At 41.5% G+C, this 13,948-nt stretch carries 11 protein-coding genes; 6 read left to right on the top strand and 5 right to left on the bottom strand.

All coding sequences use genetic code 11. The features are described 5' to 3' along the window. Positions 1-94 precede the first annotated feature (94 nt). Positions 95-1,420 (bottom strand): metal-dependent hydrolase family protein, encoded by a 1,326-nt coding sequence (locus L2735_RS03020; RefSeq protein WP_248983292.1) that lies wholly within the window; start codon positions 1,418-1,420, stop codon positions 95-97. 912 nt (positions 1,421-2,332) lie between these two features. On the opposite strand from L2735_RS03020, the gene acuR reads away from it, so the two are divergent. Both acuR and acuI read left to right on the top strand, forming a co-directional pair. Beyond that, complete coding sequence (acuR, locus tag L2735_RS03010; RefSeq protein WP_248983432.1) at positions 2,333-2,977, top strand: acrylate utilization transcriptional regulator AcuR; 645 nt, start codon at positions 2,333-2,335, stop codon at positions 2,975-2,977. Between the two features lie 48 nt (positions 2,978-3,025). Next, positions 3,026-4,009 carry an acrylyl-CoA reductase (NADPH) gene (gene acuI / locus L2735_RS03005; protein WP_248983291.1) on the top strand — a complete coding sequence of 328 codons (984 nt, stop codon included), beginning with the start codon at positions 3,026-3,028 and terminating at the stop codon, positions 4,007-4,009. A gap of 181 nt (positions 4,010-4,190) precedes the next feature. Here acuI and L2735_RS03000 read toward each other — a convergent pair whose 3' ends face one another. Both L2735_RS03000 and L2735_RS02995 read right to left on the bottom strand, forming a co-directional pair. After that, the gene (locus L2735_RS03000; protein ID WP_248983290.1) at positions 4,191-6,272 is read right to left on the bottom strand and encodes a M13 family metallopeptidase; all 2,082 of its coding nucleotides are present in this window, start codon (positions 6,270-6,272) and stop codon (positions 4,191-4,193) included. Between the two features lie 226 nt (positions 6,273-6,498). Continuing rightward, positions 6,499-7,398 (bottom strand): LysR family transcriptional regulator, encoded by a 900-nt coding sequence (locus L2735_RS02995; RefSeq protein WP_248983289.1) that lies wholly within the window; start codon positions 7,396-7,398, stop codon positions 6,499-6,501. A gap of 217 nt (positions 7,399-7,615) precedes the next feature. On the opposite strand from L2735_RS02995, the gene L2735_RS02990 reads away from it, so the two are divergent. After that, complete coding sequence (locus L2735_RS02990; protein WP_248983288.1) at positions 7,616-8,665, top strand: aldo/keto reductase; 1,050 nt, start codon at positions 7,616-7,618, stop codon at positions 8,663-8,665. A gap of 110 nt (positions 8,666-8,775) precedes the next feature. Further along, positions 8,776-10,650: an alpha-amylase family glycosyl hydrolase gene (locus tag L2735_RS02985; protein WP_248983287.1), complete on the top strand. Its 1,875-nt coding sequence runs from the start codon at positions 8,776-8,778 to the stop codon at positions 10,648-10,650. Positions 10,651-10,984: 334 nt separating this feature from the next. Here the strand turns inward: L2735_RS02985 and L2735_RS02980 are convergent, their stop codons facing one another. Both L2735_RS02980 and L2735_RS02975 read right to left on the bottom strand, forming a co-directional pair. Continuing rightward, a complete protein-coding gene (locus L2735_RS02980; RefSeq protein ID WP_153912327.1) occupies positions 10,985-11,164 on the bottom strand; it encodes a PA3496 family putative envelope integrity protein in 180 nt (59 codons plus the stop codon). Between the two features lie 280 nt (positions 11,165-11,444). After that, positions 11,445-12,251, bottom strand: coding sequence for an SDR family NAD(P)-dependent oxidoreductase (locus L2735_RS02975; protein ID WP_248983286.1), 807 nt, complete (start codon positions 12,249-12,251; stop codon positions 11,445-11,447). Positions 12,252-12,744: 493 nt separating this feature from the next. Here L2735_RS02975 and L2735_RS02970 point away from each other — a divergent pair, with 493 nt between their 5' ends. Both L2735_RS02970 and L2735_RS02965 read left to right on the top strand, forming a co-directional pair. Next, positions 12,745-13,305: a prepilin-type N-terminal cleavage/methylation domain-containing protein gene (locus L2735_RS02970; RefSeq protein ID WP_248983285.1), complete on the top strand. Its 561-nt coding sequence runs from the start codon at positions 12,745-12,747 to the stop codon at positions 13,303-13,305. A gap of 227 nt (positions 13,306-13,532) precedes the next feature. Then, positions 13,533-13,853, top strand: coding sequence for a hypothetical protein (locus L2735_RS02965; RefSeq protein WP_248983284.1), 321 nt, complete (start codon positions 13,533-13,535; stop codon positions 13,851-13,853). The last annotated feature ends 95 nt before the right edge of the window (positions 13,854-13,948 follow it).

Here is a 13,948-nt window from a genome sequence, read left to right as displayed (position 1 = left end):
GTTTGCGAGGTAATTTTGAGGTAATTTGGGTGAAAGAAACTGTATTACAAAAGAAACACACTGAGAAGATAACCTTCTCAGTGCTTAATTAAATTTATAAAGTGTTCTTAAACACTTCACCGCCTTTCATAATTAAGTCAAAGTTTTCTTTAGGTTTTGTCATTACTTCAATGTCTTTTAATGGGTTGCCGTCAATTAATAAAATATCAGCGTAGGCACCTTCTTCAATGCTGCCAAGTTTTGCTGGATAAGGGCTACGCTTACCTGAAAGTGATAGCAGTTTGGCTGAGTTTGAGGTGGCTTGTTGCATAATTTCATAAGGCTCAAACCATTTGGCGCGGAATTTAAATTCTTCATTAATGCGGGCAAGTGTGGCTGGATCGGTAATGATGTCAGAGCCAAAGGCAATATTTTTAAACCCAATTTCTTTTGCCATTTTAAACATATTGTCAATTCCTGCATAAGCTTGTCGGTGCTTATTGGCTTGATCTTCGGTATAACCTTTAGGAATAAAAGTAAATACGATGACTTGAGGCGATAACCAAATGTCTTTCTTTTTCATGTATAAGAAAGTGTCTTTATCAATCAGGTTAGCATGTTCAATCACCTTAACACCGTTATCAATAGCTCGGCGAATACCATCGCTGTTGTATACGTGAGCCAATACATACGTTCCCCAATCTGACGCAGCTTGGGTTGCAGCCTGAATTTCTGCTGGGGTAAATTCCACCACATCTAATGGGTCAGCGTAGGAGCCAGTTCCACCACCAACCGCTATTTTAATTTGGCTTGCTCCCATGCGCAGCTGTTCACGTACTGCTTTAAGCATTTCAGGTACTCCATCAATCACGACCATGTCGCCATTACGTACCATGGGATCCCAGGTGCCGCTGTCTAATAGGGCTGATCCATCGGAGTGGTGGCGATGATCTGAATGGCCGGACGTTTGTGAAATCATTGCACCAGAAGGAAAAATACGGGGTCCTGTTATATAACCTCTATCAATGGCTTTTTTTAATGAGAAGGTATTACCTGCGACATCACGAACGGTCGTGAAACCATTCATTAAATAGGTATTGGCTGTTTGAGTCGCAACATATGCCGAGTAACGGGTATCTTCGTTAAAAATGTCTCCAAAGGGCATTTGACCAATAAGATGTTCATGTACGGCAATCAAGCCCGGGGTAAGGGTCCTGCCGTTGGCATTGATCACTGTCGCTCCCTCTGGAGCAGTTATATTTGCGGCGATTTTTGTAATTTTATCATCAGTAATTAAAACACTTTTACCTTCTATCAAGGTATCAGACTGACCGTCAAAAATATTCGCATTAGTGATTAATGTATGGTTATCAGCATTTGCACAGAAGCTGAAAGCACTGATGGCAAGAGTGCTGTAAATAAGATAACGCAGATTTTTCATAGTAAATTCCCTTATAGATAAGCAATGCAACAGTGCTTTATTTGTCCTAATAACTATTAGGGCCTGTTGATCTTTGCTGGTTAAGTTTTGTTCGAAGTAAAAGCGTTTTAATTGAGGCGGATGGATTGATGCCTAGTCATCTAAGCGGCTTTTATTCACAACGCTGCATCCAACAAAGAGTAAAACGCTTTTAGTCGATCCCTTTGGGCAGCGTTTGTTGGCGATTTTTACTGCGTTATCGACTTTTTATGTAGAATAACTACACCACAAAGTCTCTGCCTTGTATAAATGGCCAACAACTCGCTGCAAAAACAACCTTGAAATATCAACAGGCCCTAGTTATGTTGTCATAAAAATGTGACAAGATTAAGTTTTTGTTAATTATAGTTTGGTTTTACCTCTTTGCTTAAACCCCATTAGTGTTCTATTAATTAGCCCAAAATGATTAATAAATAAGTAGCTTATGTATCCCCAATCGTTGTTCCAATTTATGAATTGGTGAATCCGCGCCGCTGTATTCATCTTTTAAGTTTTAATTGTAAGCTTGAGAGTTTATGGACAATTAGTCCAAGAAAACGGATAACTTACGATCTAACCCACAAGTTGATACATCAACATTCTTGCGACAAAAGAGCCCTGAATTTGGCAGAAAAAATCAGTATTGATAGCTTAAAAAACCATGTAAACCCATAGTATGACCAAGGCGATAATTTTGATTGAGAGTAAGTCGATTTGCTTTCTGTTAGATATTAATACTAAAAATTGAGAGCAAAATCCCAAATTATGTTGAACGATCGCATCGGTTACTTGTAATTTAATAGACGATCGGTCTAAAATTGATTTATGACAGAACCAAAAATAACAATAGCGCCAGATACTGCTTCAGAGTTAGCGTCAGGAGAGCCAGAATTAATGGCAGAAGTCGCGGTTAAGAAGACCGCGAAACCTCGACGCGGTAGGCCACCTAAAGCGGCTAGAGGTACACAAGATACCCGAGCTGAATTGATCAGAAGTGGTCTTGAGCAATTAACCGAGAATGGTTTTGCTTCATCGGGCATTGATCAAATTCTGAAAAAAGTCGGCGTACCGAAAGGCTCTTTCTATTATTACTTTCCAAGTAAAGAAGCATTTGGTCAGGCAGTCATTGAAAACTACGCCACGTATTTTGCGTACAATTTGGATAAACATTTACTCGATGACAGTAACCCTCCGTTAGCACGAATAGGACAATTTGTTGAAAGTGCTAAAGCAGGCATGGATAAATATGCGTTTAAACGTGGCTGTTTAGTGGGGAATTTAGGCCAAGAAGTGGACTTATTGCCCGACAGTTTTAGACAACAACTGATAGATATATTTTTAGATTGGCAACATAGGTTATCCATTTGTCTTGAGGCAGCTAAAGCTCAAGGTGAAATCGCAAAAAATGCAAATTGTGAGTTACTCGCTGAACAGTTTTGGGTTGGCTGGGAAGGAGCGGTAAGCCGCGCCAAATTAGTTCAAAGCACACAACCTTTACAGAATTACCTCGAGTTTTTTATCGCTGGATTAACGCGATAAAAAATTTTTAATTATTTATAGACACTCGGTCTATATTAAGGAGACTCCATGTTTAATGGCTTACTGATTGAAAAAGATGAACAAGGTTATCGCGCAGAAGTTAAAGCAATTGATGAGAGCGTATTGCCTGAAGGCGATGTTAGCGTGAAGGTGCTGTATAGCACAGTGAACTACAAAGATGCGTTGGCGATAACAGGTAAGGGGCCAGTTGTTAGGCAATTTCCAATGGTGCCAGGTATTGATCTAGTCGGGATTGTTGAACAATCTGATAGTGACAAATTCCAAGTTGGCGACAAGGTATTGCTTAATGGCTTTGGCGTGGGGGAAGTCCATTGTGGCGGCCTAGCTGAGCAAGCACGCTTGAAAAGTGAGTGGCTTATTCCACTGCCTAAAGCCTTCAGTCCACGCCAAGCAATGGCCATTGGTACTGCAGGTTATACTGCAATGTTATGTGTTATCGCCCTTGAAAAAAATGGCGTAACACCGGATAAAGGCGAAGTATTAGTCACTGGTGCTAATGGTGGTGTTGGTAGTTTTGCTATCGCTATTTTAGCTAAACTTGGCTACAAAGTTGTTGCTTCAACGGGACGAGCAGATCAAGCTGCTTACCTTGAAAAATTAGGTGCCAGCGAAATCATTGACCGCAATACTTTATCTGAAGCGGGTCGTCCATTAGCACGTGAGCGCTGGGCTGGCGCGATCGATTCTGTCGGCAGCCATACTCTAGCTAATATCTGTGCCAGCACAAAATATGGCGGCACTGTGGCGGCGTGTGGTTTAGCGCAAGGCATGGATTTCCCATCATCTGTGATGCCGTTTATTTTGCGCGGTGTCACCCTTGCGGGTATCGACAGTGTCATGCGTCCTCTGGCTGATAGACTTGAAGCATGGCAACGCTTAGCAGATATTGTTGAGCCGGAAATGTTTGATGAAATCTCGGCTGATATCAGCTTAGATGAAGTGATTAACACGGCAAACGATTTGATTGCGGGTAAAGTACGTGGCCGCGTTGTGGTTGACCTTACAAAGTAGCTTAACCATTACTGATATAGAAATGCGATATCGGCTTTTATATCGACTTTTTTCATATAGGATTGTGATATCGACTCTCATAAAAGCCTGACAAATAAAAAGCCAGTCGATTGACTGGCTTTTTGAGTTTTCTAGTTAGCTAATATTTCTATAATTGGCTAGAAATGGTAGCTGAAGTCGATTACCAAATGCGAACACGTTGGTCTTCAGGTAAGTAAAGCTTATCGCCTGGCTTCACATCAAATGCTTTGTACCAAGCATCGTGGTTACGTGGCGCTAGCGCACGGTAACGACCTGGAGCGTGAGTACCCGCGCGAAGCTGGCTCAACATGCTTTGCTCTGTACGTTTCTCTTTCCATACTTGTGCCCAAGCTAAGAAGAAACGTTGGTCGCCTGTTAGGCCATCAATGATTGGCGCTTCTTTACCATTTAAGCTCAACTGGTATGCATGGTATGCCATGGCTAAACCACCCACATCACCAATGTTTTCGCCTAAACTGTTACGGCCATTAACGAAGTTATCAGGGATAGGCTCATATTGACTGTATTGCGCTGCAAGCATGTCAGCTTTAGCTTCAAATGCCGCGCGATCGCTATCAGTCCACCAGTTACGTTGAATACCGTTAGCATCAGACTTAGAGCCTTGATCGTCAAACCCATGGCCCATTTCATGGCCAATAACCGCGCCAATTCCGCCATAGTTTACAGCTGGGTCGGCATTAGGATCGAAAAACGGAGGCTGTAAAATCGCAGCTGGGAACACAATCTCGTTAAATGAACTGTTGTAGTAGGCATTAACAAATTGAGGTGTCATGCCCCAACGGTTACGGTCAGTTTTCTTCAGTTCTTTTGCCACACTGTCAGCATGGAAGTATTGGCGAAGGTTTTGAATATTACCTAATAAATCTTTGTTCGTTAGCGCTAAACCATCAAACTCTTGCCACACATCTGGGTAACCAATTTTAGGCGTAAATGCGGCTAATTTAGCATGAGCATTCACCTTGGTTTCATCACCCATCCAGTCTAAACCATCAATACGTTGGCCTAATGCTGTGCGTAGGTTTTCAACTAAATCCGCCATTTGCTGCTTTGAAGACTCTGGGAAGTAACGCGCCACATATACTTTACCAATAGCAAACCCTAATGATTGGGTACCTGACATTTCTGCTACTGCGCGCTTCCAGCGAGGCTTAGGTTCTTCTTGACCGCTAAGTTCTTTACCGTAAAACGCAAAGCTTGCGTTGTAGATATCTTCTGACAATAGGCCAGCGTTATTACTTACGGTATGGAAGGTAAGGTAATCTTGCCATACATTCAGCGGCTCGTTATTCACTAGCTCAATCATGGCTTTGATTGGCTCAGGCTGAGACACGTTAAGTTGCGGGATTTGATAACCTGATTGTTCAAAGAATAAATCCCAGTTGAAGTTAGGGTATTCATTGTTTAAGTCAGCGCGTTTAACCTGATTGAGGGTTAAATCACGATTACGGCGTTTTTCACGTGGCCACTGACCTTCTGCAATCTTAGTTTCTAACGCAAGAATAGCTTCAGCGCGAGCTTGGCCGTCTTTGATGCCTGCAAAAGCCAGCATTTCAGCAATGTGGCTGACATAAGCTGTGCGAATTTTAACAAAACGTTCGCTGTCTTCTAGGTAGTACGAGCGATCAGGTAAACCTAATCCACCAGCGCCAATAGACAGTTCATATTGGTTTGGATCTAAACGGTTAAACCACATGCCACCAGAAATTGGCGACTCAGCATCAGTGAGCCAAGCATTACCAAATACCTTGGTTAAATCATCAGTGCTTTTAACAGCAGTAATGGTATCTAACGTACCTTGAATTGGTGTGATACCTAATTTATTGATGGTGTCGGTGTCCATATATGACTGGTAGAAGTCGGCAATTAATTGCTCTTCAGCGTTAAGGTCGCTGCGACTGCTAATGTCATCAATGATTTCTTTAACTTGTTTTTCACTGCGCTCACCAAGAGCGGTAAATGCGCCATAGCGGGTTTTATCTGCTGGCATTTCAAAGTTGTCATACCAAGTGCCACTGGCATACATAAAGAAATCATCGCCAGGTTTAACGGCTTCATTTCGAGCGGTTAAATCTACGCCGAAATCGCCTAACTCAGCATGGGTTGATGTGACTTTTGCTGCTGGTGCTTCAGCTTTAGTGGTGTCGTTAACTTTGACATCTGAACTGCCACAAGCACTCAAAAAGGTTGAGGCTAATGCAATTGCGAGTAATGTTTTTTTCATTGTGGTCTGCTTCCTTACAAAAAATGAGGCTCATTTTTGTTTTTATAATTTTATATTTTTATCTGATTAATCTTTAGCAATACAGCCTAATAGCAAGATTGAATATCGCCACCATAGTCTAAGAATGAGTGAAAATGTCAATCTTATAATTGTTAGCAAATCTTGAAACGCCTTTGGATATGCAGAAAAAGTTAATTCGAATGTAAATTTATTCTGTGACTGTCAGCTATTTTCGCTGTGAAGGCGGTAAATTGTGTTGAATCCAATCAAGAGTATAAGCAATGAAGCAAGCAAGTCTTGCTGATTGATGAATAAGCTGAGGATGAACCAGATAAGTGGTTGATGATAACGTCTGCTCCTGCTGGAGTAACGGCCTTAATTGCCCTGATGTAAGTTCACGGTCCACCAAATATTCCGGAACCAGAATAATTCCCTCTCCCGCTAAGGCCAGCTCCTTAAGCATGTGATTATCATTAACACTTAACTGACTACTCACTTTTGTAGGTTCATGGCCTATGTGCCAAACACTTTCCTCTGCAGCTGTTAAGCACTGATGGTGGTTTAAGTCTGCAATTGAGTTAGGTAAACCGTATTGTTGAATATAGGCTGGCGATGCGCAGCATACGTGCTGATAAGAGAATAGCTTTTTAGCCACCATATTTTGCGGCGGCGTTTTAGTGGCTCTAATCGCAAGATCAAAGTCATTTTTAGTTAAATCATGGGTGGTATAGCTACTGTCGAGGGTAAACTCAATCTCAGGATATTCGTGTTTAAAATCTCGGCAGATATTAAGAAGGTACCGCTGGGTAAACTGACTTGGGGCAGTAATTCGAATTCTGCCTGCAATATTGTCATTGTCGTGACGAATTTGTCTATCAAGTGTCAACAAAGACTGCTTAACCTGACCCATGCTGGTTAGAATAAGCTCCCCTTGAGGGGTCAATTTCACGCTGCGGGTGCTGCGAATAAGCAGCGGTCTACCAAACTCTTTTTCTAATTGGCGTATTTGCTCAGAAAGGTAACCGCGGGATATTCCGAGGGTTGCCGCAGCTTCAGTAAAGCTCAGTTGTTTTGCCACTTCGCTAAACAGAAATAACCGCTCAAATTTTTTGTGTTCTCGACTCACACGTTTTCCCTACCTAATTCGCCATTTTTAGTTCAGCAGTGTGAATAAGTTAACTTGTCTTTATTGAATTGTCCCTCATTATTTGTTCTGGTTAAGCGCTCTTATGATTTTATTGGTAGCTATATCAAACAATGATTTTGGTTAATTGGGTTCCTCATTGGTAGGCAATATTGAGATTATGGCTTATCTCCTTATTGAAACTGTGAAGTATTAGATTATGAAACCTGCAATGGCGCCTGTCGGTATTCCCCCAAGAGTATTCCCAAGAGTATTGCCTTTAACTGAACACCTAAATGGTGTTAGCGAGCTTGTTTATGGCTGCATGGGCTTAGGTGGAGGCTGGAATAGTAATCCTATTAGCGCAATCGAACTTGCTCAAGCCCACGATGTGGTGGATGCGGCATTAGCTCAGGGGATTAATTACTTTGACCATGCCGATATTTATACCTTTGGCAAAGCCGAACAGGTGTTTGGTCAAGTGCTTGCTGCAAGACCTAAGCTGCGTGAGCAAATGTTTATTCAAACCAAATGCGGTATTCGTTTACAAGATGAAATAGGCCCTAAAAGGTATGACTTATCAGCGCAATGGATAAACCACAGTGTCGACAATAGTTTAAAGCAGCTGCAAACAGACTACCTCGATGTATTGGTGCTCCATCGTCCCGATCCTTTAATGCAAGCAGATGAAATTGCCGAGACTTACCATCGCTTGCGTGATGCGGGGAAAGTGCGCTTTTTAGGTGTCTCTAACATGCAACAACACCAAATCAATGCCATTCAACAAGCACTTGATACCCCATTGGTCGTTAACCAAGTTGAGCTGAGTTTGCATAAACAAGATTGGATAGATGAGACCGTTTATGCAGGCAACCAAGCTGGCGCAGCCATTAATTTTACCCCAGGAATGCTGGAGTATTGTCAGCTGCAAAAACTTCAAGTTCAGTCTTGGGGCAGCTTATGTCAGGGGCTTTATTCAGGTGTTTCAGATTCAAGTGCCGACTTAAATACGGGTTATGAGTTGAATGATAAGGCTTTGGCAGTACAACAAACCAGCATCTTAGTGAGTCAGCTTGCGAGTGAGTATGGTGTTAGCAAAGAAGCGATTATTCTTGCGTGGTTAATGCAGCATCCTGCCAAGGTGCAACCAGTGATTGGCACGACCAACTTGCAACGAATTGCAGCCTGTAAGCAAGCTGTAGGGTTAACACTTGCCCGCGAGCATTGGTACGCCTTATACGTCAGCGCAAAAGGTGAAGAGTTGCCTTAGTTTCACTGGGAAAATCGTAATTGAACTTAATTGTTATTGAACTTAATTGTGATGGAACAATGGTCGGCTAGTTCAGGTAAATATCTTAATTAATGGAATATGAAGGTGTTATGAAACGCATATTATTAACCACATCTGCAGTATTTATTGGCATCAGTTTGATGCTATCTGGCTGTCAAACCAATGAGCCGGCCAGCAAAGTACAGGGCAGTAATGAGCCAGCCACTAAAGTGCCAGCTGCTAAAGTGACTGCACCTCGAATAAATGACGAAACAGCCCTATATCAGGATTATCTTCACCGAGATATTCGAGATGACATTTTCTATTTTGTTCTGCCAGACCGCTTTAATAATGGCAATATCGCCAATGATAACGGCGCGGCTTCAGGGATATCTCACGGCGGTTTAGATAAGACATCTGAACGTGGCTTTCATGGCGGTGATATCAAGGGGATTGAGCAAAAGTTAGATAATTTACAAAAGCTTGGCATTACTGCAATTTGGATGACGCCTTTACTGCGCAATCAAGCGATTCAGAAAGACGGGATTGCTCACCATGGATACTGGATTGTCGACTTTAGCGAAATCGATCCGCACTTTGGTTCTAATGATGAGCTGAAGCAGTTAATTGATGCGGCTCATCAACGTGGGATGAAAGTCTTCTTTGATATTATTACTAACCACACCGCAGATATCATTCGTTACAAAGAGTGCCATCAAGATAATGGCCTTTATCTACAAGGCCTAACTCGATGTCAGTACATGCCGTTAAACACACCTGAAAGCGAGCGTTATTCGCCATTTATTTTAACCCAAGATGAAGCTGTTAAAGTTCCACAGTGGTTGAACGATCCTGAGTATTATCACAATCAAGGTGACAGCACATTTGAGGGAGAAAGTTCACTGAATGGTGATTTTAATGGCTTAGATGATTTAGATACGCAGCACCCACAAGTGTTGAGCGGCATGATTGAGATTTATCAAAAGCTCATCGCTGAGTTTAAACCAGATGGTTTTCGCATCGACACTGTGCGTCATGTGGATTTATCTTTTTGGCAAAGCTTCAGCCCTGCAATCGTCGATTTTGCGAAACAGCAAGGCATACCTAACTTTCATGTATTTGGCGAAGTGTACGACACAAACCCTCATCACTTAAGTGTGTTCACTACCGAGGGCAAACTTCCATCGGTATTGGATTTTGCTTTTCAGGATGTTGCCGCCAATATTTTTTATCGAGGCCAAAGCCCTATGTTGGCTAAAGCGCTATTTGAGCTAGATAGCTTATATCAGGATGAAGACAGCCAAGCCGATTTATTGATGACCTTTTTAAGCAATCACGACATGGGTAGGGCTGGTTACTTTATCAATGAGTCAGACGCTAACTCGGACAATGCAGCAAAGGAAGCGCAAACAGATGCTGAAAAATTACAGCGCAGTATTTTATCCCATGCGTTTATGTTTTTGTCTCGCGGGATCCCTGTGGTGTATTACGGCGATGAGCAAGGTTTTACCGGTGATGGTAATGATATTCGCGCCCGAGAAGACATGTTTGCCTCCCAAGTCCCAAGCTATAACGACAATGACTTGATAGGCACTGACGCCACTACAGCGGATAACAACTTTGACACCTCTCACCCTTTGTTTATTACCATTTCAGCACTGAGTGAACTGCGTAAAAGTCATCGGGTATTACGTCGAGGAGAGTATCAGGCGCGCTTTTATCAAGCGGACACAACAGCAGAAAATGCAGCGATGTTTGCTTTTTCACGCATTGATAGAGAAACCGGCGAAGAGTGGCTGATGGTGTTTAATTCAGGTACTCAAACGGCTCAAATCTCGATACCGATGAAAGTGTCAAGTGCCGCTGCCGTAGTGGTTACAAAGGCAGGTATTCAATCAAATAACATCGAGGTGTCAGACACGCAGATATCTGTTTCATTGCCAGGTTTAAGTTACGGGGTATATCAAATCACTCCAGTATCCTGAACTTAGAAACGTTTTAGGAGCTCCCCCCTTCAGTTAGCTCCTTGCCACTGCGTTGATGCTAATGTCAGTGGTACTTTATAAGTCTAGCTAAATTATAGGTCTAGCTACATTAAAGGACTAGCTACATTAAAGGACTAGCTACATTAAAGCTCTAACTATATTAAAGGGCTAGCTACAGGGAAGTCATTTATGATTCATTAAGCTCAGCGTTGGCAAGCTTGCTGAGCTTAATGATGCATGGAAAGCGTTGTGGGAGATGAACGCCTATGCATGGTAGATGGAAATAGTTAGCAAGTACTTGCTAGAAACTCATGTTAAGAGCTCATATTAAGAGCTAAGCAAAAAAATCATCACCACCCATTGCGCGTTTAAGTTGCTGCGCTTCAAGATAATCTTCAAGGCGTCTTTTCACCTCGCGTCTGTGTTGGATGTCTTCTTTTGCTTTTTGGTTAGAAGGTTTTTCAAACGCTTCAACTTCAGCGTCCGTAATAACAAGATCAATAATTTCAGCCATAAAATATCCTCATTACCGAGTCGTAATTTCTTGCTTTATCGATACCTTGAAGGCCGTTAATTTTGCTTAAGAAATACTATCGATATCAAACATAGAGACCAAACTACAAGCACTTAGTATTGGTAAAAATAAACACTATATTAGTGTGTGCTTAAGTCGGAATTTATCAGGAGTTGAAAATTAAAAATGCGATCCGCATAACAATTTTATTTTAAAGTTTCAAAACAAGATATGCGTCATATTTTTAGGAACATAGCATAAGGGGCAAATCTTTAGGGGGTTAGCTTAACTCAGATAATACCTGCTCAAGCACACTAACGACCTTGGCTGTTTTAGCCACATCAAGTGCATCAGGGTGAGGTGATGCAAATTGGCCTCTGTCGTTATCAAAGTATTGCCCTGTCGCTTGAGCAAACTCATCTGATAATGCTGCGCGGGTTAAGATGTCAGCCCCGATAGATAAATCACCGCCAGATACCCCGTATGCTTGCTTGACCATTTTACTACCAAGCATTGAAGCTGGATTAACCGCCACAATCATAGGCCCCGTTCCTTGAACTGATAAGGCTAAATCACGTGACCACATGGTCAGCGCAAGTTTACTCTGGGCATAAACTGTACCATCAGATAACTGACTTGGTTGCGCCATATCTGTTGCTAAGAAAGCAGCTTGGGCTGCTGAAGATAAATTCACAATGCGACTGCTGCTATCCATTATTGGCATCAGTAATTGGCTGAGTAAATAGGGTGCGTATGTGTTAACTGCATAGCGTGAATCTAGGCCATCAACAGTGACTAAAGTCGTTGGGTTATAAACCCCAGCATTATTAATTAACACATCAAGTTTGTCATGGTTAGCTTTGACTTGTGTGGCTAATTTTTTTACATCACTCATGCTCGAAAGGTCTGCCACATAGCTTTCAACTTGCTCACTACTACTCAATGATTCGAGTTGTTGCTTAACGCTGGCAAGCTTGTCAGGATTTCTGCCATGCAAAAGGACAGTGTGACCTTCAGCGAGAAGCATCTTCGCAGTTTCTAAACCAATACCGTCTGTTGAACCTGTTACAAGAATAGTTTTTTGCATGTTGTCTTCCTAACTAATCAAAAGAGAGTGCTTCAATATGAGGCGCTTACATATTATTTAATAGAATAAGATTAACACTTAATGGTAAAGAGATAATGGCCAAAGAGGCAGAATCACTTTATAGAATTAATTGATAATCATCTTGAGGGATTGAGTTGTTGTAGCTGAGTATAGATGGATTTTGGTTAACTTTAATTAATTTGCAGAAGATGAAAAATGAGCCTACGGTTAAATAGAGTTTTTGCTCTAATTGTTTTATCGATATAAGACTATTTAGCTAGTTTATGGCTTTAGCTGTTCCATAGCTGCATTGAATCACAGGTGAGATAAATCATTTAATAAGCTAATTAGATAAGGCTACTTATCAGATCTTTTATAAGAATGATAAGAGCAACCGATTTAAAAATCCCAACGCTAGGAAGGCACTTTGGCTCTTTCTGTTTGCGTAACACCTTTCAGAGAGCCTTCATTGTAAGAGAATCTCGAGGTCAATATGAATATATTTAATTCTGTAAATCGTCCTACTGCACTATCGTCAAACCAATCGTCAAAGCAAGGTGGCTTTACCTTAATAGAACTGGTCGTTGTCATCATTATTCTCGGTATTTTAGCGGTAGTCGCAGCCCCGAAGTTCATCAATTTACAAGGTGATGCTCGAGTCAGTTCCCTTTCAGGTATGAAAGCGGCTATTCAAAGTGGCAATACCTTGGTTTACTCAAAAGCCAGTCTCGCTGGTATTGAAAAAGATGCAAATGGTACTGACTTAGATATTGGTACAGGTGGAGATTTATATACCGCTTACGGTTATGCCCTTGCGACAGAGATGGACTTAGCTAACGTCCTTCAAAATGATTTTAATATTGCAGTATCAGCAACAGATCCAACGATTTCAATTGATAGAGGAGCTGAGTGGACAATATATGATTTGACGCCCAAGCAAGCCACTATTTGGCAAAAAGGAGCACCAGCAGAATGTAAGTTAGTGTATAAGGAGGCAACCAGTACAACAGGTTTACCGGTTTATGAAATACAAACTGATCCGAGCAAATGTTAAGGAGTTAAGAAATACAGAATCTAGGGTTTAACAACTAAACTCATTCACATTTAAGTCAATTACTCAGGAGGCAATCATTTTAATTTGGTCAATACAGCAGCCTCAATACGGGGCTGCTTTAACTTAATCTAACCGCTTTGATTTTTAAGGTGAGAAAGTTCTAACAAGATTGCATTTCAACGAGATAGCCTTATGCTAACTCAATTGATTCTAATGCTACTGCTAATATGACTACTGCCAAACAATCAAATCTCATTTCACTTATTGTCATTATCGGATTACTGATCGCTGTTATTACATCTGTAGTGATGATTAACCTATCAAATCAACACGAAGGTCCAGTGATATGGAACTCATTTGTGTATAAAAATGGCTATAACTCAGCAAAGTATGAAATGGAAACGGACTTTACTGACTATGAATCCTGTAAAGCCCATGCCCAAACTGTATCTGCCAAATACAATAATGCACCTTGGCAATGCGGCTCTAAATGTCGATTTGATTCGATGCGCCAAGGGTTTGAGTGTGAGTCGATGGTGAATGATTAAGATTGGAAGACTTTACGATTCAGTCATTGCCAAGATACCTCTTCAAATAAACTGGGCTTGTAAATATCACCATGGGTTTAACATGTTAACCGTTA

The sequence above is a fragment of the Shewanella olleyana genome, assembly GCF_023283825.1.
Taxonomy (GTDB): domain Bacteria; phylum Pseudomonadota; class Gammaproteobacteria; order Enterobacterales; family Shewanellaceae; genus Shewanella; species Shewanella olleyana.
Note: the sequence above shows the minus strand (reverse complement) of the source record. Positions and strands in the feature narration are given on the sequence as shown.

Coding starts and splice junctions, on each gene's coding strand:
- L2735_RS02990 (WP_248983288.1), top strand. CDS start 7,616: ATGAAACCTGCAATGGCGCCTGTCGGTATTCCCCCAAGAGTATTCCCA.
- L2735_RS02985 (WP_248983287.1), top strand. CDS start 8,776: ATGAAACGCATATTATTAACCACATCTGCAGTATTTATTGGCATCAGT.
- acuR (WP_248983432.1), top strand. CDS start 2,333: ATGGCAGAAGTCGCGGTTAAGAAGACCGCGAAACCTCGACGCGGTAGG.
- L2735_RS02980 (WP_153912327.1), bottom strand. CDS start 11,164: ATGGCTGAAATTATTGATCTTGTTATTACGGACGCTGAAGTTGAAGCG.
- L2735_RS03020 (WP_248983292.1), bottom strand. CDS start 1,420: ATGAAAAATCTGCGTTATCTTATTTACAGCACTCTTGCCATCAGTGCT.
- L2735_RS03000 (WP_248983290.1), bottom strand. CDS start 6,272: ATGAAAAAAACATTACTCGCAATTGCATTAGCCTCAACCTTTTTGAGT.
- L2735_RS02970 (WP_248983285.1), top strand. CDS start 12,745: ATGAATATATTTAATTCTGTAAATCGTCCTACTGCACTATCGTCAAAC.
- L2735_RS02975 (WP_248983286.1), bottom strand. CDS start 12,251: ATGCAAAAAACTATTCTTGTAACAGGTTCAACAGACGGTATTGGTTTA.
- acuI (WP_248983291.1), top strand. CDS start 3,026: ATGTTTAATGGCTTACTGATTGAAAAAGATGAACAAGGTTATCGCGCA.
- L2735_RS02965 (WP_248983284.1), top strand. CDS start 13,533: ATGACTACTGCCAAACAATCAAATCTCATTTCACTTATTGTCATTATC.